Origin of the sequence: Acetobacter conturbans (assembly GCF_011516755.1) — a bacterium.
Classification (GTDB): domain Bacteria; phylum Pseudomonadota; class Alphaproteobacteria; order Acetobacterales; family Acetobacteraceae; genus Acetobacter; species Acetobacter conturbans.
Map to the genome: position 1 here is coordinate 1 of NZ_WOSY01000026.1, position 25668 is coordinate 25668.

The 25668-nt window shown below is 59.4% G+C and carries 23 protein-coding genes and 2 pseudogenes; 12 read left to right on the forward strand and 13 right to left on the reverse strand.

Translation table 11 applies throughout. From position 1 onward, the window contains the following. Positions 1 to 101: 101 nt before the first annotated feature. Positions 102 to 581, reverse strand: coding sequence for a MarR family transcriptional regulator (locus tag GOB81_RS15630; RefSeq protein ID WP_173571244.1), 480 nt, complete (start codon positions 579 to 581; stop codon positions 102 to 104). Positions 582 to 625: 44 nt separating this feature from the next. On the opposite strand from GOB81_RS15630, the pseudogene GOB81_RS17805 reads away from it, so the two are divergent. Together GOB81_RS17805 and GOB81_RS17995 are read left to right on the forward strand one after the other, a co-directional pair. Beyond that, positions 626 to 1648, forward strand: a pseudogene (locus GOB81_RS17805) (FAD-dependent monooxygenase); the annotation flags it as partial. 54 nt (positions 1649 to 1702) lie between these two features. Next, positions 1703 to 2158 (forward strand): aromatic-ring hydroxylase C-terminal domain-containing protein, encoded by a 456-nt coding sequence (locus GOB81_RS17995; protein ID WP_338421382.1) that lies wholly within the window; start codon positions 1703 to 1705, stop codon positions 2156 to 2158. A 176-nt stretch (positions 2159 to 2334) separates the two neighbouring features. On the opposite strand, the gene GOB81_RS15645 is transcribed toward GOB81_RS17995, so the two are convergent. Continuing rightward, positions 2335 to 3756 (reverse strand): coniferyl aldehyde dehydrogenase, encoded by a 1422-nt coding sequence (locus tag GOB81_RS15645; protein ID WP_173571247.1) that lies wholly within the window; start codon positions 3754 to 3756, stop codon positions 2335 to 2337. Between the two features lie 100 nt (positions 3757 to 3856). Between GOB81_RS15645 and GOB81_RS15650 the strand changes: the two genes are divergently transcribed. Then, positions 3857 to 4483 carry a TetR/AcrR family transcriptional regulator gene (locus tag GOB81_RS15650; protein ID WP_173571248.1) on the forward strand — a complete coding sequence of 209 codons (627 nt, stop codon included), beginning with the start codon at positions 3857 to 3859 and terminating at the stop codon, positions 4481 to 4483. Between the two features lie 78 nt (positions 4484 to 4561). On the opposite strand, the gene GOB81_RS15655 is transcribed toward GOB81_RS15650, so the two are convergent. Further along, positions 4562 to 5161 carry a TetR/AcrR family transcriptional regulator gene (locus GOB81_RS15655; protein WP_173571249.1) on the reverse strand — a complete coding sequence of 200 codons (600 nt, stop codon included), beginning with the start codon at positions 5159 to 5161 and terminating at the stop codon, positions 4562 to 4564. Positions 5162 to 5252: 91 nt separating this feature from the next. Here GOB81_RS15655 and GOB81_RS15660 point away from each other — a divergent pair, with 91 nt between their 5' ends. After that, on the forward strand, positions 5253 to 6485 hold the full coding sequence (locus tag GOB81_RS15660; RefSeq protein WP_194299925.1) for an FAD-dependent monooxygenase: 1233 nt from the start codon (positions 5253 to 5255) through the stop codon (positions 6483 to 6485). A gap of 76 nt (positions 6486 to 6561) precedes the next feature. On the opposite strand, the gene GOB81_RS15665 is transcribed toward GOB81_RS15660, so the two are convergent. After that, positions 6562 to 7401: a helix-turn-helix transcriptional regulator gene (locus tag GOB81_RS15665; RefSeq protein WP_198912133.1), complete on the reverse strand. Its 840-nt coding sequence runs from the start codon at positions 7399 to 7401 to the stop codon at positions 6562 to 6564. 93 nt (positions 7402 to 7494) lie between these two features. Between GOB81_RS15665 and GOB81_RS15670 the strand changes: the two genes are divergently transcribed. Next, positions 7495 to 8391: an SDR family oxidoreductase gene (locus GOB81_RS15670; protein WP_173571251.1), complete on the forward strand. Its 897-nt coding sequence runs from the start codon at positions 7495 to 7497 to the stop codon at positions 8389 to 8391. Between the two features lie 22 nt (positions 8392 to 8413). On the opposite strand, the pseudogene GOB81_RS15675 reads toward GOB81_RS15670, so the two are convergent. From GOB81_RS15675 to GOB81_RS15690, 4 genes and pseudogenes are all read right to left on the reverse strand, one after another. After that, positions 8414 to 9088, reverse strand: a pseudogene (locus tag GOB81_RS15675) (IS3 family transposase); the annotation flags it as partial. A 158-nt stretch (positions 9089 to 9246) separates the two neighbouring features. Continuing rightward, positions 9247 to 9738 carry a DUF302 domain-containing protein gene (locus tag GOB81_RS15680; protein WP_173571252.1) on the reverse strand — a complete coding sequence of 164 codons (492 nt, stop codon included), beginning with the start codon at positions 9736 to 9738 and terminating at the stop codon, positions 9247 to 9249. 641 nt (positions 9739 to 10379) lie between these two features. Further along, on the reverse strand, positions 10380 to 11234 hold the full coding sequence (locus GOB81_RS15685; protein ID WP_173571253.1) for an alpha/beta fold hydrolase: 855 nt from the start codon (positions 11232 to 11234) through the stop codon (positions 10380 to 10382). A gap of 497 nt (positions 11235 to 11731) precedes the next feature. Further along, positions 11732 to 12538: an SDR family NAD(P)-dependent oxidoreductase gene (locus GOB81_RS15690; RefSeq protein WP_173571254.1), complete on the reverse strand. Its 807-nt coding sequence runs from the start codon at positions 12536 to 12538 to the stop codon at positions 11732 to 11734. A gap of 118 nt (positions 12539 to 12656) precedes the next feature. Here GOB81_RS15690 and GOB81_RS15695 point away from each other — a divergent pair, with 118 nt between their 5' ends. After that, positions 12657 to 13592, forward strand: a complete 936-nt coding sequence (locus tag GOB81_RS15695; protein ID WP_173571255.1) for a GlxA family transcriptional regulator — start codon at positions 12657 to 12659, stop codon at positions 13590 to 13592. A 15-nt stretch (positions 13593 to 13607) separates the two neighbouring features. Here GOB81_RS15695 and GOB81_RS15700 read toward each other — a convergent pair whose 3' ends face one another. Next, positions 13608 to 14180 (reverse strand): TetR/AcrR family transcriptional regulator, encoded by a 573-nt coding sequence (locus GOB81_RS15700; RefSeq protein WP_173571256.1) that lies wholly within the window; start codon positions 14178 to 14180, stop codon positions 13608 to 13610. A gap of 99 nt (positions 14181 to 14279) precedes the next feature. On the opposite strand from GOB81_RS15700, the gene GOB81_RS15705 reads away from it, so the two are divergent. Next, positions 14280 to 15059 carry an SDR family NAD(P)-dependent oxidoreductase gene (locus tag GOB81_RS15705; protein ID WP_173571257.1) on the forward strand — a complete coding sequence of 260 codons (780 nt, stop codon included), beginning with the start codon at positions 14280 to 14282 and terminating at the stop codon, positions 15057 to 15059. Between the two features lie 10 nt (positions 15060 to 15069). Beyond that, a complete protein-coding gene (locus tag GOB81_RS15710) occupies positions 15070 to 16509 on the forward strand; it encodes an MATE family efflux transporter (protein WP_173571258.1) in 1440 nt (479 codons plus the stop codon). A 31-nt stretch (positions 16510 to 16540) separates the two neighbouring features. On the opposite strand, the gene GOB81_RS17535 is transcribed toward GOB81_RS15710, so the two are convergent. Continuing rightward, positions 16541 to 17506, reverse strand: coding sequence for an aldehyde dehydrogenase family protein (locus tag GOB81_RS17535; RefSeq protein WP_198912134.1), 966 nt, complete (start codon positions 17504 to 17506; stop codon positions 16541 to 16543). A 124-nt stretch (positions 17507 to 17630) separates the two neighbouring features. On the opposite strand from GOB81_RS17535, the gene GOB81_RS17540 reads away from it, so the two are divergent. Next, the gene (locus tag GOB81_RS17540) at positions 17631 to 18017 is read left to right on the forward strand and encodes a hypothetical protein (protein ID WP_198912135.1); all 387 of its coding nucleotides are present in this window, start codon (positions 17631 to 17633) and stop codon (positions 18015 to 18017) included. A gap of 76 nt (positions 18018 to 18093) precedes the next feature. On the opposite strand, the gene GOB81_RS15720 is transcribed toward GOB81_RS17540, so the two are convergent. From GOB81_RS15720 to GOB81_RS15730, 3 genes are all read right to left on the reverse strand, one after another. Continuing rightward, the gene (locus tag GOB81_RS15720; RefSeq protein WP_173571259.1) at positions 18094 to 21198 is read right to left on the reverse strand and encodes an efflux RND transporter permease subunit; all 3105 of its coding nucleotides are present in this window, start codon (positions 21196 to 21198) and stop codon (positions 18094 to 18096) included. Then, on the reverse strand, positions 21195 to 22295 hold the full coding sequence (locus GOB81_RS15725) for an efflux RND transporter periplasmic adaptor subunit (protein WP_173571260.1): 1101 nt from the start codon (positions 22293 to 22295) through the stop codon (positions 21195 to 21197). The genes GOB81_RS15720 and GOB81_RS15725 overlap by 4 nt, the downstream gene beginning before the upstream one ends. 85 nt (positions 22296 to 22380) lie before the next feature. Then, positions 22381 to 22989 (reverse strand): TetR/AcrR family transcriptional regulator, encoded by a 609-nt coding sequence (locus GOB81_RS15730; RefSeq protein ID WP_173571261.1) that lies wholly within the window; start codon positions 22987 to 22989, stop codon positions 22381 to 22383. 137 nt (positions 22990 to 23126) lie between these two features. On the opposite strand from GOB81_RS15730, the gene GOB81_RS15735 reads away from it, so the two are divergent. The 3 genes from GOB81_RS15735 to GOB81_RS17815 all read left to right on the forward strand — a co-directional run bounded on the left by GOB81_RS15735 (position 23127) and on the right by GOB81_RS17815 (position 25661). Further along, positions 23127 to 24617: an efflux transporter outer membrane subunit gene (locus tag GOB81_RS15735; protein ID WP_173571262.1), complete on the forward strand. Its 1491-nt coding sequence runs from the start codon at positions 23127 to 23129 to the stop codon at positions 24615 to 24617. A 108-nt stretch (positions 24618 to 24725) separates the two neighbouring features. Beyond that, entirely contained in the window at positions 24726 to 25013 is a 288-nt protein-coding gene (locus tag GOB81_RS17810) for a LysR family transcriptional regulator (RefSeq protein WP_242010315.1), read from the forward strand. Positions 25014 to 25052: 39 nt separating this feature from the next. After that, positions 25053 to 25661, forward strand: coding sequence for a LysR family substrate-binding domain-containing protein (locus GOB81_RS17815; protein ID WP_277876932.1), 609 nt, complete (start codon positions 25053 to 25055; stop codon positions 25659 to 25661). Positions 25662 to 25668 lie beyond the last annotated feature (7 nt).

Genomic DNA, 25668 nt, shown 5'->3' on the forward strand with positions numbered 1-25668 from the left:
ATACTGAACCTGCCACATCGGGTTATCAAAACGGCCTGGCGAATGATGAATGACAAATTCGGCGTGGCGAGCCGACTATCCGCTATCACGCCTTGGCCCGATCATATCTCAACCTCCTGCGCCGCATCCGCAAACCGGCGTATCAGCCGCACCAGATCAGCAACATCCTGTTCGTCCCATGTCGCAAAGATAGCGCGGCCCATTTTCTCACGCGCTGCATCAATCTTATCCGTCATCGCCTTGCCCGCTGCAGTGATGACCGCTGCCCGGACCCGGCGATCCGCCGCACTCGAGCTGCGCTCAACAAGGTCCAGACTCTCCAGCCTGGCGACCTGCCTGCTGACAGTCGTGTAGTCGCGACCCACCCGGTCAGCGAGATCAACCACCCCGACCGGACCCAGCCGCTCCACCATCACCAGAAGCGGAAAGAGCGCCCGATCCAGCGAAATGCCGGCCGCACGCACCATCGCCTCATCACGCTGCGGACGGTTCATGACACTGACAATGTCGATCAGCGAGCCATGAAGATCGCGGAGCATCGTATTTATATGTGTATTATGCACATTATTTATTGACGTCACGATAGTCCTCCAATTAAGTGCATAATACACATATGGAGGCGGAAATGGCAGATGATTTCGCAGCGGATGTCCTTATCTGCGGCGCAGGCGCAGCCGGATTAACTCTGGCCATCGACCTCGCGCGGCAGGGCGCCTCCTTCCGGCTGATCGAGAAACTTGACGATCCCTTCAGAGGATCACGTGGAAAGGGAATTCAGCCGAGGACGCAGGAAGTCTTCGAAAATCTGGGCATCCTCAACAAAGTGGTCGCCGCAGGGGGCCTGTATCCAAAGCAGCGCGAATACCGCGACGACGGCAGCTATGCTGACTCCGACGTGGTAGTGGCAGAGCCCCCCACACCGGATGAACCCTATCATCAGCCCCTGATGGTGCCGCAGTTCCTGACCGAACAGGTCATGCGTGAACGTCTGACCGAACTCGGCCACCGACCGGAGTTCGGTTGCGAACTGCTCGGCTTCAGCCAGAACGAAGAAGGCGTGACCGCAAGACTGGCGACAAAAAACGGCGAAGAGACACTCCGCGTGCGCTGGCTGGCCGGCGCGGATGGCGGCCAGAGCTTTGTGCGCCACACGCTCGAAATCGGTTTCCCCGGTAAAACGCTGGGCGTGCGCGCCATCGTCGCCGACGTCACCCTGTCGGGCCTCTCACGCGATGTCTGGCACCGCTTCGGCGAGGGCGACATGGAGCGGCAGATTTCTGTCTGTCCTCTCGCCGGAACCAATCTTTTCCAGATTCAGGGGCCCATCCCGCTGGTCGCAGAAATCGATCTTTCCGCCGAAGGACTGACGAATCTGTTCGCCGCCAGAACAGGAAAAAGCGACATCGTCGTGCATGCCGTGTCCTAGGTCTCGGCCTTCAACATGAACGCGCGGCTCGCAGATCGCTACCGCCTCGGCCGCGTCTTTCTGGTCGGTGACGCTGCCCACATCCATCCGCCAACCGGCGGCCAGGGACTCAACACAAGCGTGCAGGATGCCTTCAACCTCGGCTGGAAACTCGGCGCGGTCATCCGCGGCGCCCCCGACAGTCTGCTCGACAGCTATGAGGCAGAACGCCGCCCCGTGGCCGGAGCCATGCTCGGTCTCTCCACCAGCCTGCTCGCCGTCATGAAACGCGGCGAGATGCGGCGAGGGCGCGAAGTGCATCAGCTCGATATCGGCTATCCCGATTCCCCGCTCGCCGTTGAAACGCCAGAGCGGAGCGGCAGACTGCAGGCTGGCGACCGTGCGCCCGACGCCCCGGTCAGAGGAGCCGCCGGCCAGCCAGTCCGCCTGTTCGATCTGTTCAGAGGCACACACTGGACCCTGATCGTCCAAGATGGCCCGCGCGCACTCGTGCCGCCGCGCCCGGGCCTGCATATCCACGCCATTGGCCACAGCGGTGATCTCGTTGATGACGAAGGCCATTTCCAAAATGCTTTTGATCTGAATGCCGGAGACTGGATTCTGGTACGCCCCGACGGCTATGTCGGCGCGATCGTCACATCAGCAGACATCGCGACGCTGGAATCCTGCCTCGCTCTTGGCGGGATCGCCACAACAACAAAGATCGAGAGCCAGTCAGCCCATATCGAATGACATCCGATCGGGATTACCGAATTGACTATATACGAAACCTGTCAGGAAATTGGGACCAACGGAAAGGTAACAAAGGGGGGGAAGCAGGCAGTTGGCTACGGGTTCATGACAAAGGAGAGCAGACTTTCTCCGTAACGACCACTCCGTCGGACAGGTTCACGAGGATCGGTTTTCCATCACCGCAGAATGAGATTTGTGATGATGTCCGTAAGCTTTCCAAAAGGAGGCTGAAGAAGCGTCGCCGCATTGAAACGCCCCTGCCTGTAAATACCACGTGGATGAGTCAAAGCCATGAAGCCTTCCTTCCCGTGATAGGCTCCGATGCCGCTGTCCCCCACGCCACCAAACGGCAGGTCATCCTGAGCGTAATGCAGCAACGTACCGTTGATCGTGACATTTCCTGAAACCGTGCGCTTCAGAAGTCTGTCCCGTTCAACGCGCTTTTCTCCAAAGTAATACAAAGCAAGAGGCCGGGGCCGCTCGTTGATGAAGGCAATCGCTTCATCAGGATGCCTGTATGTCAGCACAGGCAGGACAGGCCCGAAAATTTCCTCCTGCATGACCGCCATTTGGGACGTGACATTCAGCAGAAGAACAGGGGCAAGAACATGGCTGGTCATTGAGTCACTCCCCAGCCGGATGACGCGCGCGCCCTGCTCCCCGGCATCGCGGATCAGGGCGCTCAGCCGTTCGTAGTGATGTGGGTTAAGGATGGCCGTATAATCGGGTGATCCCGCGTAACCGCCCGGATGCTGCCTTTTCACGGCCGCCTGATACGCCGACGCAAAAGCCTCCTCATCGTTTTCGTGGATCAGCACATAATCCGGCGCGATGCAGGTCTGCCCCGCATTTGTCAGCTTACCGAACGCCACACGGTCCGCCACCCGCCGCATGGAAAAACCGGGCTCGATCACCACGGGAGACTTCCCTCCCAGTTCGAGCGTGACCGGCGTCAGGTTACGGGCCGCCGCCGCGGCAACTTTCTTTCCGACCGCCGTGCTGCCAGTAAACAGGATATGATCGAAGGGCAGAGCCGAGAACGCGGCGCCCACTTCGGAATCTCCCGTGACGACTGAAACCTGCTCCGGCGAAAAGACGGCCTGAACAATCTTTGCGATCACCGCCGATGTGGCGGGTGTCAGTTCCGACGGCTTGAGCATGGCGCGGTTCCCCGCTGCAATCGCCGTCGCCAGAGGTACAAGCGCAAGGGAGACCGGATAATTCCATGGTGCGATAATCCCCACCACTCCGACTGGCTGGCGGACTACCCAGGCGCGACCAGACCGGAAATACGCTGAAACGTGTCGGCGTTCCGGCTTCATCCAGTACCCCAGATGACGGATGAGATAATTGATCGACTGCACCAGCGGGATGAGCTCCACGATAGCGCTTTCGCGTTCCGACCGCTGGCCAAAATCCGTTTTCAGAGCACGAACGATGTCAGTTCTCTGCTTCAGGATTTCAGCCTTCAGACGACGCAGACCGGCCCGACGCTGCGCCAGTCCGGGTGGTCCTTCATGCAGGAACGCGGCACGCTGGCGGTCGAGAATACGGGACAGATCTGTTGATGTGACAGGGGCAGAAACAGTATCGGACATTGCGTCCTCCATGTTTACAGGAGAAACTTATCGGGGCAGGATATGGAGCATGACGACCTAATGTCAATCAAAGTTTCTTCTGTAAACATAGGCATCACGGATGAGTGAAACGAAGGACCGACCCTATCATCACGGCGACCTGCGCCGCGCCCTGATCGATACAGCCCTTGCCATGCTGGCTCTAGACCAGAACTGGGCTTTTACGCTGCGGGAAGTTGCACGACGCACCGGCGTCAGTCACGCAGCACCCTACAAGCATTTTCGCGATAAGGGGGTTCTCCTGCGTGAACTGGCCCGGATTGGTTTCGTCCAGCTTGGTGATGCCATGACAGCAGCGCTGTCCTCAGACATTTCCTCAATGCGCGGGAAATTCGTTGCCGCAGCTCTGGCCTGTATTGATTTCGCCCTCCACAATCCCGGTCTTTATCACCTGATGTTCAGCTCCGATGCTGACAAGACAGCGGACCGGCAACTGCATGACGCGGCCATGAACACATTCGGGATTCTTCTGCGGTTTCTGGAAGAGGCGCAGCGGAGCGGCAGTTTCCGTTCCGTCCCCGTCAGCGCACAGGCTGCGGCATGCTGGGCACAGGTGCATGGGCTGGCGATGCTGGCCCTGAACAGGCAGCTTCTTGAAGAAAAGGTCGGGAACGAGCCGGTTCAGGCCGCGCTGGACGTGCTGCTGGACGGATTGTGTCGGGGGGAGTGGGATCGGACCAGAGTCTGACGTTCCGCTTTCGGGAGCTGCACACACCTCCCGGAACGGGCGGGATGAGGGCGGGAGCTGCCAGTGTCCAGGGCGCCGTCATGCATGGGGAGGCGCCTCCACCGGACGCACCAGCGGCAGGAAGATGTCATCGAGGATCTCACGGATCGTGTCATCCGACAGGGGCTGGAAGGTCATCATCATCTCATGGCGGGCGAGGTCCAGCGGAAGTGACGCGATCCGGGGCGTGAGACGGGCCGGATCGATCTCACCCCGTTCGATGGCACGTTCCAGGACGGCATGAAACTGCCTGCCGTCCACAACCTGTTCCCGTATCGTGGCGAAGCTCGAACGTTCAGCCACGAGATCCTTCTGCATGTCGTAGAACAGTTGCAGGTCCCGCGATCCGGAGCGATCCGACATGCGACGGAGAAGAAGGCAGAGTTCGTCGCGCAGACTGCCCAGATCCGGAATAACAATATTCTCACGTGCGAATTGCTGTGCAAGCGCTGCCGTCGCGAGCGCCGTGCGGCTCGGCCAGCGACGGCTCAGTACCGGACGGCTGGTTCCCGCGCGGCGGGCCACGCTTTCCAGCGTCAGGCCCCCATAACCACGTTCGGCCAGTTCTGCCCAAGCGGCGTCAAGGATTGCCTCTTCCAGCGCCGCTCCGCGTCGCCGCGTTTGTCCACGAACTGTCATGACACTCCAATAGGATGCATTGAGAATCTTATTGCATCCCGGCAGATGCACTGTAAGATGCGCAGGGAATCTTATTTTGTTGGTGGATAACATGAGCAACGCACAGGTTCCAGCCCGCCGTCGATCCGTCCTTATCTCCGGCGCAAGCATTGCAGGTCCGGCGCTCGCCTTCTGGCTCGACCGCTACGGGTTCGCCGTAACGGTGGTTGAGCGCGCACCGACCATCCGGACGGGTGGCTATCCGATCGACGTTCGCGGCACGGCGATCGATGTCGTCGAGCGCATGGGGCTATTGCCACAGATCCGTGCGGCTCATGTCGACTCCCGCGCGATGATTTTCGTGGACAGCGAGGGCGGCATCATCGGCAATGTGCCGATCTATGAGGCGATCGGCAGCGACACCGGGCGCGACGTCGAACTCCCGCGCGGCACTTTGACGACGCTGATCTATGACGCGACACGGAATGGCTCGATCGACTATCGTTTCGACGACACGATCGAGACGCTGCATGACGACGGCGAGGGCGTCGATATCGGTTTTGCGAGCGGACGGCAGGAGCGATATGATATCGTCATCGGCGCGGACGGACTCCACTCGCATACCCGCCGCCTGGTCTTCGGGCCTGAGGAGCCGTTCAACCACTCCCTTGGCTTCTGCTTCAATCTCTTTTCCATGCCGAATGACCGCGGCCTGTCGCATTGCGGAATTGTGCATGCCGAGCCGGGGCGGACGGCCGCTATCTGGGCTGTGCAGGACAGCCCGGAGGTTTTCGGCTTTTTTGCGTTTGCGACAAACGAAACGCCCCTCTCGGCCAGTCGCGATGCGGAGGAACAGATCCGGCGCACACGGGCTGCATTCGCGGGGATGGGGTGGGAAGTGCCTCACATGCTCGACGCGATGGCGAAGGCGGATGATCTGTATTTCGACAGTGTCAGCCAGATCCGGATGCCGTGCTGGTCGAAAGGGCGGGTCGCACTCGTGGGCGATGCGGCCTTCGCGCCGTCTTTCCGGTCAGGCCAGGGCACAAGCCTGGCGCTGGTAGCTGCTTTTGTTCTGGCCGGTGAACTGGCCATGCACGACGATCCGGGAGACGCCTTCGCGGCGTATGAGGAGCTTGTGCGTCCCTTTGCCGAGGCCAATCAGGCGCTTGCGATCGACAAGGCCGGTTCGTTCTTTCTGCCCCGCACGGAGGAGGATATTGAAGTGCGCGACCGCATGCTCGCCGCCATCGCGAAAAACGGAACAGCTGGTGTGTTCGACGATGCCAGGCAGGCGGTCTACAGCGCCATTCACCTGCCTGATTACGCAATGATTTCACTGTAAGGAGGCGAAGGGCTCCGGCTCGAAAGAGAAAGGAACCCCCTCGTTATATCCTCTGTTGGGTGTTCTCTCTGCCGGTTTAATCGGGTGTGCGAGCCGCCACGAACGACTGCACCCGTTCGGCCTCTTCACTGGTGGCCGGATGATAGACTGTCATGGTCAGGTCCGACCGCCCCTCGACCGCGAAGCTGGAAAATTCAAGGGCGAGCGGTCCCAGTTCAGGATGGTGCACGCGCTTTACGCCTTCGCCTGGGCCAACGACGTCATTATCGCGCCAGAGGGCCGCAAATTCGGGGCTTGCGGCGGAGAGTTCCTCGACGAGGCGCGTGACTTCCCGTGATGCACCGGCTCGTGTCGTGTCTGCCCGGAACGAGGCGACCACGAAGCGGGCCACACTCATCCAGTCTTCCTGCGCCGCCCGCACGCGCGTCTCGCAGAATATCAGCCGCAGGATATTCCGCTGCTCTGGCAGGAGTTTTGCATAATCGGTCAGCAGCACGGTCGCAGCCGTGTTCCAGGCGACAATGTCCCATGTTGCCGTACGGATGGTCGCGGGCGTGAACGGCATGGCGTCAAGAACATGCTGGAGGCGCGGCGTGATCCCCTGATGTTCCCTGTAGCGCATCTCCGGAGGATGACCGAAAGCGAGGACGAAAAGATGCTCACGCTCGGCTTCGGTCAGCATCAGACCGGAAGCAAGCCGGTTGAGGACATCTGCTGACGGTGCACCGCCACGCCCCTGTTCAAGCCAAGTGTACCAGGTTGGAGAAATACTGGACCGCTGTGCCACCTCTTCTCGGCGCAGGCCTGATGTGCGACGGCGCTCCGCCGTGAAACCGAAAGCGACGGGATCAAGACGGGTGCGGCGAGCACGCAGGAACTCTCCCAGAGCATTGCCGTCATAAGGGGGCATGATCATCCTGTTGAAAATTATACCATGATAAAGTCACTACTTTAACAGGACAAAATCTAGCGCGAGACTGGTTGTCAGGCAATGTGAGGAGACCTTCCCATGCGTGTATTTCTGACGGGTGCGACCGGCTTTATCGGGTCACGAATTACAGACGAGCTGCTGGCAGCCGGGCATCAGGTGCTGGGCCTGACACGATCGGATGCAGGCGAGCGGTCACTGAAGGCAAAAGGTGCGGACGTGCATCGTGGCACGCTCGAGGACACGGACAGCCTGCGCGCCGGTGCAGCACGGGCGGATGCAGTCATCCATACCGCCTTCGATCATGATTTCTCGCGTTTCATGGAGAATTGCGAGAAGGAGCGGCGTGTTATCGCGGCGATGGGGGCCGAGCTGAAAGGATCGGGCCGCCCGATGATCATCACGTCCGGGACAGGCATGGGAAGCCCGATGCCCGGTCAGATCGCGACGGAGGATGTCTTTAACGAGCACGCCCCGAACCCGCGGATTGCCTCCGAACTGGCCGGACAGGTGCTGCTTGACGCAGGGGTCTCTCTCTCGGTGATGCGTCTGCCGCAGGTTCACGATACGACCAGACAGGGACTGATTACGCCATATATTGCGATTGCGCGCGAAAAAGGTGTTGTTGCGTATCTGGATGAGGGGGCCAGTCGCCTGGCGGCGGCGCATGTGTTGGATGTGGCGGCGCTGTATCGTCTGGCGCTCGACAAGGGGGGGCCGGGCGAACGGTATCACGCTGTCGCCGAGGAGGGTGTGCCGATCCGGGCCATCGCGGAGACATTGGGCGGTGTTCTCGGGCTGCCGGTTATGTCTCTCCCCCGTGAGAAAGCGGCGGAGCATTTCGGCTGGCTCGGGATGTTTGTCGGCATGGATCTTCCGGCATCCGGTGCGGTCACGCGTGAGCGTCTGGGCTGGCATCCGGGTGGGCCGGGGCTGATCGCGGATCTTGAACGGCTCGATATTTCCGCACAGCCGTGATGCCCGAGGCAGTAGAGTGATTGGGCTTCCCACGCCATCCGATGATCCGGTTGAGGCTCCGGATCACGCGTTCGGCGGGCAGGGAAAAGCCGACCTCAATAGCCGGAACGCTCGACCCTCACCGAGACGATCAGCCATGAAGTCCATCGACCACGTTACGTTCGGTGCATTGGGCACCGCCAGTGCATCCGGTTTGTCCCGCTTTAACCGTTTGCGAGGCTTGATCCGAAGGTTCAGTTCCAGCGCGCAATAGATACGATAGACGCGCTTGTGGTTCCATGGATGGCCCTTCACGTTGCGCAAATGCAGGAAACACAGGCCAAAGCCCCAGCTCTTTCGGGCCTCGGTCAGCCCAACGAGCAGATCGGAAATCTCCTCATTCTCGTCCTTCAGCTTCGGGCTGTAGCGATAACAGCTCTCGCTGACCCCAAAGGTCCGTCAGGCCAGCGCAATGCTGACCTATGCCGCGCCACCGCGTTCCCGACCGTCTCCCGGTGCTGAGATGGCCGCGTCATTTTCCCCCGACCGCCTCCTTCAGCAGGTCGGCCTGCATGCTGAGGTCCGCATACATCCGCTTCAGCCGACGGTTCTCATCTTCCATGGCCTTCATCTGGCTGATCAGCGAGGCATCCATCCCACCTTCGGCCTGACCTACGATCTCGCGGATCTGCGCTTCAGTATATCTGCTCGTCTTCATTCGGAATCTCCTCGTTCATCTTGCCGAGAAAATCCTACTTTTGATGCCCCTTACTTTCGGCGGGGATTATCTGCCGATAAAACAGACAAAAGCTTCAGTGCAATAATTTATGTCGCCGCCGCCATTATCCGCTCACGATGAATGCCCACAAGCCTTAATTAACCGGCGGCTTTTATGAGCGCCGCTTCCAGTTCTTGATCGAGGTAAAATCCCACCTCTTTCACTCTGCCGTCACCGAACTGACCGAACAGCGAAGAAGGTTTGTCATATTCAAAGACGACCTCCCCATTTTCCAGCTCGAACAAGGCGACGCGGACCGGTGCGTAGAGCGCTGCACCGAGATCATATCGAGTCATCTTGGAGGCTGTGATCGGGTTCCCAATCTCGTATTGAACTGCGTTACGCTTGCGCCCCGTAATCTCCAACAAGGCGCCATGATCGCGAGCGAGGAAGATAAATAACGGCGGTCCCTGTTCTTCGTATCGGTTGACGCCGTCCCTATCTCCGCTGCTCAACAACATGAGTATGTTCGCATCGAGCTTCGGGATATCTGCCTCCAGTCCAGTTCGAACGAGTTCGAAAGGTCGCGCACAGGCGATCCTAACGTGTTCGACGGAAATGTTTCTTGAGGTTATTACGGATTTGGCCATCGGTTGTTCCTATCGGTAATTTTGGCGGCGAGAATGGGACCATTCAAAGCAGAGCATAGTTACCATCACTCGCCCGTTAACTTTGGTTCCGAGCATCCATGCCGCAAACACCTGGTCGTCACTTTATCCGCTTCCGGGCGACCAGAAGGCGTCCAGCCACCACCGAGCATCCGGAGAGATTCGATGGCGGCCCGGGAATTTTGTACCCTGCTATCGACAAGATCCTTCGGAGCAAACAGAAGTTCTTGTTGTAAGGTGAGGGGCGAGCTCATGCTTTCTGCACACGCATCGAAATTGTCACGCGCGAATTCGACGGGTCGCACGCGGTTGGCGACTTCGGCAGATATCTATGCATAAAGGATGACATCATCCGCGCATTCTACGACGGGATCCGCCGCGGGCCGCATACGACCTTTGGTAATGTGAAGGCAGACATAATCGCGGACAAAGAGCCACATTTCCAACGTAGAAATTTCTGCTCGATCATCCGGACATCGCACTAAAAAGCCTGATCATCCCGTAATTGCAATGGACCTTGTTTTTACCCATCGGAGACGACAGGACACGCAAGAAAGTTACACCATTAATCAAGCATCTTCGGCATAATGATGTCGTCCGAAGTGCACCAAATTCGTGGATATTTATGATTCCATAATAATCTCAGCGACTTTACCGGGATTTTCCAAGGAGGCGAAATGCCCCGTTTTTTCGAGAATCCGCAGATCACTTCCAGAAATCAAAGCCTTGGTCGCCTGTCGTTCGGATCGCGTCGACCAGTCATGATCCCCATAAACCAGGGTTACCGGCACCCGTATGCGACCATAGAGCGCTCGCGCCTCGATGAAGCTCCCGAGGCTTTTGAAATATCCCGTTTCGACTTTCGGGTAGCCTGGCCGTCTTCCACTTTTAATCAACTCCTCGACAAAAGCCGCAGGCAGCTTCTCTTTGTCGTAAAATCCTCCTCCAAGTATGCCAGAGAGAATCTGTTTGTTCTCGAGGCTGGAAACTATCTTGCCCATCCCAGGAACACGCATTCCTTTAATGATGACTGACGCGAGCGCGTTCGCTCTTTCGACTCCTTGCGGGTAGTCATAAGTATTGACAGCGACCACATTCCTGATCTCCGTCTCTCGCTCCGCAGCGACACTCAATGCGAGTGTCGCGCCCATCGACTCCCCGGCCAAGGTGAGATTGTCCAATGATAGCCGCTCGATGAACTCCACTATATCCCGACGCACAGAGGGTTCGTCGTAATGGGCCTGGGGCTGAATATCTGACCAGCCTAGACCAGGCAGATCTACTGCATAGACCGTAAACCGTTCATTGAGGAGAGGAACCAATCTCTGAAAATAGTCCAGCTGCGTGCGCAATGTATGCATCAACAGCAGCGGAGCGCCACTTCCAGAAGCAAGATACCTCAGCGTGTTTCCGGACGAAACGGTGACATATTGAATATCCCCCTCTTTCGACCACGTCTTTGTATAATCAGACGTCATTATTCCCGCACTCCCTTTTTCTGATTGTCATCCAAAAATACTCGCTATAAAGACCACGCAATCGTCCTGGAGAGTAATCACTTCAAAGATGATCAAATAAACTTCCTTCACAGAACAGAAGGTTTTATTGCGAATCAAAAAGAGTAAAAAAATTCTCAGATTCGTTTTTCTGCCTTGAGCTATATTGTCGCTTGCGGCTATTCCACACCGCGAGGGCAGGCATTCCATCCTTAAAGATACCTACTTTAACAGGATGCTTTATTTCCCTAAGCCGTGCATTTGCTCATAGACAGCGTGCGCTATGGGGTTTGTGGAAGCGAATGCCGCGTCTCCATAAGTCATATTTCGGGACCGTATATCTGAACAGGCCACAAGAAGTAGCGAAGAGACTGCAGCCACAATCAGGGAGGATCTGATTTTGTTTCCACCTCCATTCCAATCTTTCGTCATTTTCGTTCTCTATTCGGTATATTATGAGGATTACGCAGGACGTGCTTTCACGTCAGATCATGGGCCGCATAACGAGGCGCCGGATGCACATGGGAGAGGTTAGGCATCAGGGCCTGGCGGGCATTTTCGTAGGCTGCCCAATCCGCGACATCCGGCAGCGACGGGATCGTCACCAACTCACCCTGATCCAGACCGGCCAAAGCCGCGTCGACCATGTCCGATGCCTGCATGACAATTTCGGACGGCAGATGTTCGATAGGCGTGCCCGCCACATTCCAGAAGTCAGTCGCCGTGGCACCTGGGAGGACCACCTGAACCTTCACGCCGGTTCCGGCCAATTCCTTGTAGAGTGACTGGGTCAGTGCCAGGACGAAAGCCTTGGTGCCCCCGTAGACCCCGTTCAGGACTTCAGGCGCGATGGCACCAATCGACGAGATATTGACGATCAGACCCTGTCCACGCGCGACGAATCCGGGCAGTGCGGCATAGGTCAACCGCGTAAGGGCGGAGACATTCAAGTCGATCATCGCCTCCATCGCGTCGATATCGGATTGCAGGGCAGGCGCTGTGGCACCGACACCGGCATTGTTGACCAGCGCCGTGATGCTGTGGTCGGTTTTCAGGATGTCAGCCACCCGGCGCACGTCCGTACCCTGCCCCAGATCAGCAGCCACGACTTCGACTGAATGGCCGGTTTCGTCGCTGATGCGCCCCGCCAGCGCGTCAAGCCGCGCGCGATTACGGGCGACCAGAATCAGATCATAACCGCGCCGGGCCAGCCGATCCGCGTAGATCGCCCCAATCCCCGACGATGCTCCTGTCACAAGCGCAGTCCGCAGATGTTGCGTTGCCATTACCGTGGTTCCTTTTCGATGCGAGGCGTCATGCCATCGCCTGTCGGAACCATAAGAGATCTGGCCTATGTCTTAAATGTCGTATATGCGTCTTTTGCAGACAAAGGAGATCGCGACCATGCAGCGCGTCGGGTTCGTCGTCTATCCAGGTTTCCAGATCATCGGCCTCGCCGCTGCAACGGCATTCGAAGTCGCCAATCTAGTCAGCGATAACCCGGTGTACGAGTCGTCGGTCCACTCGGAGAGCGGCGGCACAATCCGGGGGTCGGACGCCGTGTCGGTCGACAGCGCCACGCTGGATGACACTCATTTCGACACACTGATCATCCTGGGCGGGACGGGAATCCCTGATCCATCGCCCGGTCTGCTGGATTACGTTCGAACTGCCGCCGGAACCGTGCGTCGGCTGGCGTCCATCTGCACCGGCGCGTTTATCCTTGCGGAAACAGGCTTGCTGGACGGCCGGCGCGCGACCACGCACTGGTTACTGGCGCCCGAATTGCAGACGCGTTTCCCGGCCATCAAGGTCGAGGAAGATCGCATTTTCCTGACCGATGGCACGATCTGGACCTCCGCCGGCATGAGCGCCGGAATTGATCTGGCACTGGCGATGATCGAAAAGGATCTGGGCCGTGAGATCGCGCGATCAGTTGCCCAGACGCTGGTACTCTATCACCGTCGCGCTGGGGGCCAGTCGCAGCATTCGACGTTGCTGAACTTCGAGCCGAAATCGGACCGGATCCAAAACGCCATGGATCATGCCCGATGCAATCTCAAAAATACCTTGTCTGTTGAGGAACTGGCCGACGCCGCACATCTCAGCCCTCGCCAGTTCAGCCGCATTTTTCGTGCCGAAACTGGAATATCGCCCGCCAAGGCAATTGAGCAGCTGCGCATCGAAGCCGCGCGCCTGATGCTGGAACAGGGGCATCATCCGATCGAAGTCATCGCACGCGAAACCGGATTTGACGACCGGAACCGCATGCGCAGGGCCTTCCTGCGCGCCTATGGGGTGCCTCCGCAGGATATCAGGCGCAACCTCGCAGACGCATAGGCACGTGGACCGCCTCTATGCAGCGATCAGCAGCAGCCCGGCTTGTACGCCGTTTTCCAGGATCGCGTCAGATTCCGGCCCCGGCCCGATCGCGCGGGCCAGTTGCAACGTGCCGATCATCAACCCGTAGAGCGCCTGCGCCGTCGCCCGCCGCGCCTCCGGCATATCGGCGGGGAGACTGTCCGCGATCAGTCCGACGAATTGTTCGCACGCGGCACGGAAAACGTCCCGCGTTGCCTCCGGGTGGCGCGCGATCTCGGCCGACAGGGCGGCCGCGACACATCCCCTTCCCGGATTGTCGCGATGAGACGGGCTGAGGTAGCGTCGCAACCAGCCCTCAGGCGGCACCCCCTCACGGATCGCCTGTGCGGTGGCACCGCCGGAATTCTCACGCATCGCGTCCAGAGTCTGGCGCACCAGATCCTCCTTCGACTCGAAATGCGTATAGAAAGCCCCATTGGTGAGGCCGGCATCCGTCATCAGCCCGGCAATGCCAGCAGCCGCGATTCCGTCCTGGCGAAAGCGCCGCGCCGCCACATCAATGATATGCCGGTGCGTTTCCGCCCTTTGGCCTTTCTGATAACGCATCCGCCCTTCCCGCTCCTGTTACCGGAAATCTACGTCGGAGCCTATTGCATTACAATCGTCATTATACATTATGATCATAATTCAATGGAGACACAGACCATGAGACTGCATGACAAGATCGCCCTGATCACCGGCGGCAACAGTGGCATCGGCCTCGCCACGGCCGAACGCTTCGTACAAGAAGGCGCGCGGGTCGTGATCACGGGTCGCAACCAGAAAACGCTCGATGCAGCTGTGACGAAGCTGGGTCCGAATGTGCTCGGGATACAGGCTGACCTCACCGAGGATGGTGCCGCCGAACATGCTGTCGCCGCCTCGGTCGAGAGGTTCGGTTCGCTCGATATCCTGTTCGCCAATGCCGGTATTCCGGGCGCCACGCCGGTCGGCGGCACCGTGCGCGCTCAGTTCGAGCAGATCATCGCCACCAACCTGACCGCCGTCTTCTTCACCGTACAGGCTGTCGCTGCCCATCTGAAGGAAGGGGCGTCGATCATCCTGAATGGTTCGGTGCATCAGGTGCTGGGCATCCCCGGCGCCTCTGCCTACGCCGCCAGCAAAGGTGGGATCGGCGCGATGAATCGGGTGCTTGCATCGGAATTCGCGCCACGCGGCATCCGGGTGAACAGCGTCGTGCCGGGCGCCACCCGCACGCCGATCTGGGCGACACGAGCCCCGACGCCAGATGCGCTGGAAAAGCTGGAGGCCATCTATTCCCGCGCCATTCCGCTCGGACATCTGGGCGAGGCGGTGGATATCGCCAACGCAGTGCTGTTCCTGGCCTCGGACGAAGCCCGGCATATCACCGGCACGGAAATCGTGATCGATGGCGGCACGATCGGCGCACCGGCGGGCGCACCGATTTTCCGGACCGAAACATAGGATCCCCGCCATGCTGAACAGCAAGGACGAGACAATCGCCGATCTGGTCGAGATCGTTCCAGTCAGCGAGCGTCACGTCGCAGACCGAAAGACGGAAATCCGCGCCGAAATTCTGGACGGACCGATTTCTGGCACCATGATGCGCCTGGCACTCCCGACGATTGCAGTCCTTCTGGCCCAGACTGCGGTCGGCATTGCTGAAGCGTATTATGTCAGCGCACTCGGCACCGATGCGCTGGCCAGCGTGGCTCTGGTCTTTCCCGTTTATATGCTGATGGTCACCATGTCGAACGGAGGACTGGGGAGCGGCGTGGCATCGGCGGTCGCGCGGGCTATCGGCGCAGGACGGCAGCATGATGCCGACGCGTTGGTGCTGCACGCGATCCTGCTGGCCGCCGCTGTCGGCGCGGTCTTTACTGTCGGATTGCGCTGGAGCGGCCCGGCGCTTTACGCAGCCCTTGGCGGCCATGACGCGTCCCTGACGGCAGCGCTAAGCTATTCGAACACCGTGTTCAGCGGCGCAGTCGCAATCTGGATCGTCAATCTGCTGGCGGCCGCCCTGCGCGGGTCAGGCAACGTAAAGGTCCCGGCGCTGATCACCCTGGTCGGCGCTGCACTCATGATCCCGGCGTCCCCAGCCCTGATCTTCGGCTGCGGCCCAATCCCGCGTATGGGCGTCACGGGCGCCGGGTTGGCATTCGTGCTCTACTACGCCTGTGCGCTGGGCGTGCTGCTGCGCTACATGGCCTCCGGCCGGTCGGGGCTAAAATTGCGAATGGCACGGCCGGAATGGAGGCTGTTTGCCGATATCCTGAAGGTCGGGCTTCCCTCGGCGCTTACGGCGATGCTGACCAATCTGACCGTCATCATCGTGACGGGACTGGTCGGACATTTCAGTGTCGACGCCATTGCCGGCTACGGCATCGCGTCGCGGTTGGATTACGTGATGATTCCGATCCTGTTCGGCCTGTCCTCGGCTGTGTTGAGCATGGTCGGGATCGCAGTCGGCGCCGGGCGTGGTGCACGGGCGCGGCGTATCGCGTGGGTCGGGGTGTGCGTCGGCGCAGCCTTCGCCGAAATCGTCGGTCTGGCCGTCGCTCTGGCCCCTGGTCTCTGGACGGGCATCTTCACCGGGCAGGCACCAGTCGCCGGGTTTGCAACCACCTATCTGACGATCGTCGCCCCCACCTACGGCTTCATGGCCGCCGGCTTCGTATTCGCCTTTGCCGCGCAGGGAGCCGGTCACGTCCTGTGGCCATTCCTCGCCTATCTAGCCCGCACGCTGCTGGCGGCAGGGGGCGGAATGGTTGCCATGTCTGTATTTCACACCGGAATGGCTGGTTTGTCGGCCACCGTGGCAGTCTCCTACATCGTTTTTGCCCCGATCTGCGGTGTGCCAATGTTCTCCCGGCGTCTGTGGTTTGTTCCCGCGAAACAGGCTGCTACCTGACTTGAAAGCCGATATGACGGGTCATCCATGCTCAGCGGTGTATATCGAGATCGACCTGGTCCATTCGGTATCGAAGCGAGAAAATATCGCTTCCCGACAATATCGCTCCACGCGCCAGCGGGCGCTCGTGTTCCCAGTTCGACAGTCCGAGTTCAGGCTTATCAAACGCATATTGCCCGTCCGCCCAGCGGGTAAATCCGTTCCCTATGAACGGTGCATTCACCGCCTCGAAAAAGCATTTCTGCGCCGTCGTGTTGTCACTGATCAGGGATGCGACGAAGCGCGGACTGTGTTGGTTGAAAAGACCGATAGCCTCGTCCAGACCATCGACGACGACAAACGAAATTTCGGGCGTCTCATCCCACTCCCACTCCGTGGACAGGCCAGAATACGGCAATATGGTTGCTACTGTCTCCTCCACCATCTGGCCGTCCCGTGTGGTGACGACCATGGATGAAAACAGGCCGGCCGGGACGTAGTTTTCCGATCCTTGCAAAACGTGGATCCGAAAGCCCCCGATCGGCGACGCGGCACGTTCCAGCCCTTCAAGAAGAGAAGGAACCAGATCGGCAACGCGCGACCTGTCGATGCAACAGACATTCAGCGTGTTGCACACCTTCCGGTCCAGCGAACAGGCCACGGCCGCAGTGAAACGTAAAGCGTCCGCATGCTCATCCGCCATCAGCCAGGGCCCGCCGATCCCATGCAGACTGACCGCCACGCCGCTTTGCCGCGCAACGTCGCCCATCTGCGCCACGGCGGGACCGGACCCGCGAACCACCGCGACCCCCAATCGCCGATCGGACAGCATCGCCCAGGTTGCTGCCCTTTCCAGACGAGTGATCAGTCTGACCGCGTCATCGGGCAACCCGCTATGGGTCAATGCTGGGCGAATGGCATGCGCCATCATAGTGCGCGCGGTCTCTCCGGCATCCCGCCCGATTTTGATCAATGCCGTGTTGCCGCCACGCAGAACGCTCGTGGCATCCACCAACACATTGGGACGCCTCTCGAAGACGAAGCCAACGATACCGACCGGCGCCCGGGTGACGGATAATGTCCAGCCATCATGCTGTCATGTGTCCACCTGAGCGCGACGATCTCCTTCAGACACGGCCCAAATGCGCAACCCGCGTATCATTCCGGCACGCGCTGAAGGACCTATCGACAATCGCCCGGTCGACCGACCGGTCGCATGGGCATTTGCGATATCGCGCCCGTTTGCCTCCACGATCCGGGACCAGACCACATCGTCTTCCAAAAAATGCGCGAAGTGCACAAAAAACGCGACGATCTGGCTATCCGGTCTCGTCGACAGCATGGTGAATGCTGCCGACGACGCGGATATTCGTCATGCACTGCATTACGAATATCCGAAGGAATATGGAGCAACGCCCCGTCAGGCTGGCACACCACCAGCATGTCGCCGGCCCGAAAGGCACTCGCCAGATCGCGGAGACGCTGACGGCACGATCCCCTCCAAACGGGATCAGCATGCCGGGAGATAGCCGGTCGAGCTGCATCTTCGATATGTCCTTTATCTGCTGTCATGAAGAGAATGAGTGCAAAAGACACCGCTTATCCTCACGCCGATCCCGTGAACGCCTTCGACACCTCCGGTTCGCCATCATCGGGCTCATTCGTCGGCTTTATATGATACCAGATGGCATAAAGTGCTGGCAGGAACATCAGGATCAGACCGGTGCCAGCTGCCGTGCCGCCGATAAGCGTGTAGGCCAGCGATCCCCAGAATACCGACTCTGTCAGCGGTATGAACGCCAATACGGCGGCAAGAGCCGTCAGAATGACGGGCCGTGCGCGTTGCACCGTTGCCTCGACCACCGCATGGAACGGGTCGAGCCCTGCGGCCTGATTAACCTTGATCTGTCCGAGCAGGATCAGCGTGTTGCGCATCAGGATGCCTGACAGGCCGATCAGCCCCAGGATCGTATTGAAGCCGAATGGCTGGTGAAAGATCAGCAACGTCGGAACGGTCCCGATCAGCCCGAGTGGGGCCGTCAGGAACACCATGAACATGCCGGAAATGGACCGAGTTTCGAACACGAGGACGATCAGCGTGAGGAGGATCATGACCGGGAAGATCGGCACCAGCGCCTTATTGGCCTTTCCGGATTCCTCCGCGTTGCCACCGACCTCGATGCGATAGCCCGGCGGCAACGCAGCGCGAACAGGCGTCAGAGCCTGATCGATTTCCGCCGAAACCTGAGGCGGTTGCAGGTTCTCGTCGATATCGCTCTGCACGGTGATCGTAGGAATCCGGTCGCGCCGACGCAAAACCGGATCTTCGGCGCGGATTTCGATATGGCCGATCTGGCTGAGCGGGATCAATTGGCCGGTCCGATTGCTGATGGTCATGTCGCCCAACTTCGCCGGGTCCAGACGATCGGGACCTGCGCTGCGGACCACCAGATCAACGGTCCTGATATCCTCGCGGATCTGCGTCACCGGGACGCCCAGCAGCAGGAGCTGGATCTGTTCGGAGGCCTCCTGAGGGGACAGGCCGATCAGTTGCAACCGCGCCTGATCAAGCACGAAATGCGTCGTCGGCACACGCTCGCCCCAGTCGGTGTTGACCTGCCGCGTATGCGGGTTCTGCCGCATGATCGTGCCGACCTTGGCCGCGATATCGCGCACCCGATCCAGATCGGGACCCATGACGCGAAACATCACAGGGAAATGGGCATAAGGACCGAACACGAACTGCGTCACGCGGATTCGTGCGTCCGGCGCCATCCCTTGTGCCACGGCCTGACGCATGCGTTCGCGCAACCGATCACGGGCCTTGGCATCTTGCGTCAGAATAACAAGCTTCGCAAACGACGGATCAGGCAATTCCGGGTTATAGGCAAGGAAGAAACGCGGCGCGCCCGCACCCACGTAGCTGGTGACGATCCGCGCCTCGGGCTGTTTCTTCAGCCATGCTTCCACGCGGGCAGTAACCCGTGTTGTAGCCTCAATGCTGGTCCCCTCGGGCATCTGCACCTCGGCCAGAAGCTCCGGCCGGTCCGAACTTGGGAAGAATTGCTGCCGGACCGACCCCATTCCGACAAAAGCCAGAACGAACAGTGCGAGCACCATCCCCGCCACCACGAATTTACGCCGGACGACCCACACAATGAGACGCCGGAAGCGGCGGTAGTTGGGCGTCGCATAGATATGGTTGTAGGCGCCCTCGATCCGCTTGATGTCCGGCAAAAGCTTGACGCCGAGATAGGGCGTGAACACGACCGCCACGAACCAGGAGGTCAGCAGCGCATAACCGACGATCCAGAAGATATTGCCCGCGTATTCTCCAGCGCTGGACTGCGCAAAACCAACGGGTGTGAAGCCAATGATAGTGACCAGGGTCCCCGCCAACATGGGGGCGGCCGTGTGGCTCCAGGCATAGGCGGCGGCCTTGGTACGCTCATATCCCTCTTCCAGTTTCACGACCATCATTTCGATCGCGATAATGGCGTCATCGACCAACAGACCCAGCGAGATGATCAGCGCGCCCAGCGTAATGCGGTCCAGCGCCCGCCCGGTCACCAGCATGATGACCATTACAATGGACAAAGTCAGTGGAACGGCTGCCGCGACGACAATACCCACGCGCCACCCCAGACTGAGCAGGCTGACCACCATCACCACACAAAGGGCGACGAAAAACTTCAACATGAACTCGCCGACGGCGGCATGAATAATGCCTGCCTGATCGACGATTTTCGTCAGCGTGATGCCAACTGGCAACCCGCCACTGAGCGTGCTCTCCGCCGCCGCGAGAGATTGTCCGAGCTTCAACCCGTTCCAGTGATCCTGCATCACGACATTCAGGATTAAGGTCTGTTCCCCGCTATGCCGGACCAGATAGGTCGGAGGATCCTCGTAGCCCCGCGCCACCGTCGCGATATCGGAGATCCTGAGCGTCCTGCCTCCCGCTGCGATCGGGATGTCACGGATTTTCTGCAGATCGTCCAATGCACCGTCAAGACGAACGAAGACCTGCGGCCCGCGCGTATCGATCGAGCCCGCCGGGGTAACCGCATTCTGCCGTTGCAACGCGGCAAACACGTCCTGGGCGCTGATCCCCAACGTTACCAATCTGGCATTGGAGAAATTGACGAATATCTGCTCCGGACGCTCGCCAACAATATCGACCTTGCGCACACCCGGCACATGCAGCAGACGCTCCCGCACCGTTTCGGCCTGTCGAACCAGCAGGCGTTCGGGCAGACCATGGCCGTCCAACGCGTAGACGGCAAAATCGACGTCCGAATATTCATCGTTGACGAACGGGCCCTGTACGCCCTTCGGCAGAAACGGCATCGTGTCATACAGTTTCTTGCGTGTCTGGTAGAATTGTTCCGGCACAAGGCGCGGCGGCGTGTTGTCCTTGACCGTGATCATCATGATGGCGACGCCGGGGCGGGTGAGAGTTTCCACCCGGTCGTGCCATTGCAGTTCCTGCAAGCGCTTTTCCAGTGGATCAGCTACCAGGTTCTGCATCTCCTGCGCCGTGGCACCACGCCACACGGCTGCGGCCGTCAGAGTCTTGACGGTGAACGTGGGGTCTTCAGCCCGACCCAGACTGAAGAACGCGTAAGCACCTGACAGCGACAACGCTATAATCAGGAACAACGTGATCCCGCGTTCGCGCACCGCAAGGGCGGAAAGATTAAATCCGCTCATTGCATCGCCACCTTCGTCGAGGCGACCTGGATATGCTCGCCGTCATGCAGGAAGTGACCGCCGGTCGCTGCGATCAGCATGCCCGGATGAAGCGCCGCTGAGGGAAGGAGCGTCGCGGTTTCCTCCCCAACGTGTATCAGCTTCACGAAATGGAAGGTGACCGTGGACGTCTTGCCATCCACACTCCAGATCCCGGGGCCGCTCCCCTCGTCATCAATAGCGCCGAGCGGCACGACGAACGTTGCGGGATCATCGCTGGCCTCGGGCAGGTGCACGCGCACCGTTGCTCCCAGCGGCGCATCCACTCCAGCCCCCTCCATCACATAGCGGGCCTCGAAGGTGCGCGTGCGCAGGTCGGCGGCATCGGACAGTTGTCGAAGATGCGCGGAGACCTGCGTCGCCCCGTCATACAGTTCGGCTTCCGCGCGTGAGTGCAGAACGGGGCGCACCCCCTCCGGCAGGTCGACCGCAGCCTCACGGGGGCCGGCATGAGCCAACACAATCACGGTCTGTCCGGCCACAACGACGTGTCCCGGTTCGGCCAGGGTCTGGACAACGACACCGTCGGAGTCCGCCCGCAGAAGAGAATAGTCGTCCTGATTCCGCGCAATCTTCTCTTGCGCCAATGCTGCGTCGAACTGCGCGCGGGCACTGTCGGCCGCAGCTTTCATCTGATCGTAGATCGATGCGGAAACCGCGCCGGTCGTTACCAGACCTCGATACCGTTTTTCGTCCGCCGAGGCCTGTGTCCAGCGCGCCTTCAGAGAAGCGACATCGCCAACTTGCGTGGTCACGGCATGCACGAAGTCTGTCGGGTCGAGGCGCATCAGCACCTGACCCTTCGTGACTGACTGCCCGGTATCGACAAGGCGCTCGACGATCTTGCCCGGCACGCGGAAGCCGAGATCGCTTTGAACGCGGGCTGCTACGACCCCGGTGTAGACATGCGTGGCGGTTGTAGCGGACTCGATCGGCACCGCCTCCACGATACGGTCGGCTGTGCGCGGATCAGGATGGTCTTTGGACTTGCAGGCCGACAGCCCGAATAGGGTGCAGATGCCGGCCGCAGCAAGAAGGGATAGGCGTGTTCCAGCCATGTTCGGGCTCCCAACGGATTTGGAAGCTCAAATTGTACACATGTGACCATATTGTCAATTGGTCACTATCCAAATCACGCCCGGTTCAGAGAGCAAGGCTTCTCAATACGAGATTCGCCAGGGTGACGGCATCATCGTCGAGTGTGTCCATGTGGTGTTCCAGCAGGAGCGGATGATAGATCGACTGCAGGACGAGCATGATGGCGTTGCAGGTTTCGTCGGCCGGCGTCTTGCGCTCGAATTCGCCACCGTCCCGGCCTTCGCGGATCAGTTGCTCCACCATGTCGCGCAATGCGTCGGTGAAGTGTTTGGCGGAAGCCCACTCCTCCTCGACGGCGGAATAGACGATGTCGTGCAGCTTCCGTTCATGCGAAAACAGGGCGACCGTATTGCGTGCCAAGGCATGAAAAATGCGCCGCATCCGGTCAGATGCTGACTTCCCGTCATCAATGATCGTCTGCAGATCAACCCGCATCCGATCATGCTGGAGCGCGCAAATAGCTTCGCCAATCGCCTTCTTCGATTCGAAGAATTTGTAGATATAGGCTTTTGACAAGCCTATCGCGTCAGCCAGATCGGCAATCGTCGTTTTTTTGTATCCGTAATGTCCGAAATGTTCGATGGCCGCCGCGATGATCTGATCCCGGCGTTCGTGGTCGGCCGGACCACGTTGTCCACTTTGCCGCGTGCGCATCCTGTTTCCTCTAACACCAGTTCGCTTCCTAGATAGGACAGGAGAGATAAATTGACAACGAGTGACGAATATGTATATCGGTCACAAGACTACAGCCGGGCAGCGCATGTCCGATGTTTATCGAAGGTCGAGTGCCCATGATAACCTCCTTTCCCCCGATAGGGCCGGACACCGCGCCTCCTCCACCCGCCAGAAAGACCGTTGTCTGGCTCAGGTCGACTGTCGCCTTCTCCATCGCCCTCATGACCTCCGCCTGCGCCGTTGGACCGGATTATAAAGCGCCCAACATCCATCTCAACCCGTTCCATAGTGCAGCGGCAATCGATGCACGACACGCTGCGGCCGCGCCGCCCCTAGATGGATGGTGGGAGGGATTTCACGACCCCGAACTCATTCTCATTGAGCAACGCGTTCTAACCCAGAATCTTGATCTCCAAGCTGCTATGGCCCGTGTCCGCCAGGCACGGGGTGCTGCGGAAGCCGCCACGGCACGACTGCTCCCAACACTGGATTTCAACCCGCAGGCCTCCGCCAACCGGTTGTCCCAGGAAGGGCTGATTGGCCACGTCGTACGAACGGTGCCCGGTTTCCACCGCGACTATCGCAGCTACGACGTCAGCGGAGCCGCGAGTTGGGAAATCGACCTGTTCGGCGGCTTGCGGCGCGGGCAGGAAGCCGCACATGACGAGGCTGAGGCTGCGCAGGTTGAACGCACAGGCGTGCGCATCAGTGTGGCGGCCGATGCTGCCGATGCATATTTCCAGATTCGCGGGCAGCAGGCGCGGCTCGCCGTCGCAAAACAACAGATTGCTGTCGACGCCCATCTGCTGGATCTGGTTCACCAGCGACGTGAGCAAGGTATCTCCGACGAGCGCGAATTGGCCCAATCCGAGGCATTGCTCCAATCCGCGCGCCAGACGGTACCGCTCCTCCGCATTGCTCTCGAAGCCCAGCTCAACCGTCTCGACGTGCTGATGGGCGTGCAGCCGGGCACTTACGCTGCCGAGTTGGGCAAACCTGCCGAAATCCCGACCCTTCCCGCCATTGGCGACAGCGACAAACCGACCGATATGCTACGTCGTCGACCAGACATTCTTGCGGCCGAACGCCGCCTGGCAGCATCGAATGCGCGGATCGGCGCGGCGCTGGGTGATTATTACCCAAAATTGTCCCTGTCCGGGATTCTCGGTTTCCAGAGCATCACTCCGCAGCGACTTTTCACGGCTCCGGGTTTCCAGGCGGCCGGATCCGGGGCCATTCGCTGGCGGATATTCGACTTCGGCAAGATCGATGCCGAGGTGCAGCAGGCGCGTGGCGCCAATACCGAGGCGCTGGCCCGCTACCGATTGACGGTTCTGCGTGCGGCCGAAGACGTCGAGAATGCCTTCACCACGCTCTCCCAGACAGAAGAACGCACCGGAGAACTCGAATCCCAGGTTGCCTCTCTGACACGAGCACGCGACCTCTCGCAGCAATCTTTCCACGCCGGCGTCATTCCCTTAACCGACGTGCTCGACGCCGATCGGCAACTCCTGGATTCACAAGACCAACTCGCCCTCAACCGCTCGAACGCGGCCCGCGCTGCGGTGAGTTCGTTCAGGGCATTAGGCGGTGGGTGGACGACCTGATGCGTATCTTCAGGAAAGCCATAGAGAATTTAGGGGAGGTAGCCTTCTATCTGATTATTGTTAGCGCTCTCGCTTTCCGACGCGTCCCACCACCTGAAGTCTCATCCGATGAGATTAAGAGGCTTTGAATATTTCAGGATTGTCGTCGAGGCGGGCAGCCTCGGGCGAGCCGCGCGCTGCCTCGGCGTTAGCCCCTCGACACTGAGCCGCGCCATCGACAATCTGGAAGACGAGTTGGGGGTCACGCTCCTGGAGCGAAACAAACGAGGTGTCCGCCTGACATGTTCTGGACGGGTTATCTTCAGTAAAATTCGCGATCTTATTGACATATTTCACGATATCAAAATGGCCGGACAGAGCTTGGGCAGCGCAGCCCGGGGCATAATCAACATCTGAAGCTTACTTCCTCCAATTAGCCGCGAACTCCGGGCCATCCTGTCGGAGTGGCAGTCTTATCACCCGGACATTCAGGTTATTTTGCATGAGGCAACGGATCACGAACTTGCCTTGGCCTTCGTTCATCGTCGATTGAACGTAATTCTTATAACAGAATATATGCGACCAGAAGGAATTGAGACGCTACCGGTCTATCGGGAACCTCTTTGTGTGGCGTTGCCCAGTAAACATCCGTTGAGAGACCATGATCGAGTGACCGCAGGCATGCTGTCGGGCGAAAAGATTCTCGTTCAGGACTGGGACCGTAGCCACGTAATTCGAGACCACTACAGAGCCCTTCTGGGTCCAAATGCTCACCTCGAAGCCCATCCGGCGGGAAAACAGGGCCTTTTCATGCTCGTCAGCGCCGGCTACGGCGTCACACTCTCGCCGATAAGCCAGACAGAATCAGGCTTTCCTGGGGTTATATTTCGGCCCCTTTCCGGAACAAATGCCCACATTCAGATTTGCCTCGGCTGGAGTCCGCAATGTCAGGATCCGGCCACTGGACGGTTTGTGGCATTTGTGCGCGACTTTATGAAATCACGCGAACCGCCTGGCCGATCTGGCCTTTCCGCAGGCGGCGAAAAGCCCGGTCCGTCTCCATGAAGCGCAC